General features: G+C 66.3%; 1 protein-coding gene. It reads right to left on the minus strand.

Annotation, left to right across the window (positions count from 1 at the left end; translation table 11 throughout):
- Positions 1-433, minus strand: a 433-nt coding sequence (locus AACY52_RS31665; RefSeq protein ID WP_339561605.1) for an FIST N-terminal domain-containing protein, incomplete at both ends; no start/stop codon positions are given.

Here is a 433-nt window from a genome sequence, read left to right on the forward strand (position 1 = left end):
GATCGATCGGACATAATATTCGCCGCCGGCGCGCACCATCGGCGGGTGCGAGGCAAAGACTGCGGGGCTGAGCTGGTTGACGGTCGTCCCGGTCAGCCGGGCATATTCCTCCGCCGCCGGTTCGGCGTTGATCTCGGTAACGACGCGCCCCACCGGATCGGCCCCGGTGATCACCATCTTGACCTGTCCCGGCGCATAATGCTGCGAGCGAAACACCTGCATCGGTCGCGCCGAGGACAGGATCGCGACGAGCGCGGCATCGCGGCGGAAGGCACCGTCCTGAAAGATGAAGGTCTCCTTGAAGTCGAGCCCGTCGCCGGAAGATCCGCCGATCAGGGGGATTTCGCCGAGCGCATCCTGCACGGTGACGGTGAGCATCTCCTCGCGGTGCGACAGCCCGTCGACCAGGAAGATCGCGGCGCGCGTCACCTCG

The sequence above is a fragment of the Pseudomonas sp. EA_65y_Pfl1_P113 genome (assembly GCF_963970525.1).
In the GTDB taxonomy this organism is placed as follows: domain Bacteria; phylum Pseudomonadota; class Gammaproteobacteria; order Pseudomonadales; family Pseudomonadaceae; genus Aquipseudomonas; species Aquipseudomonas tritici.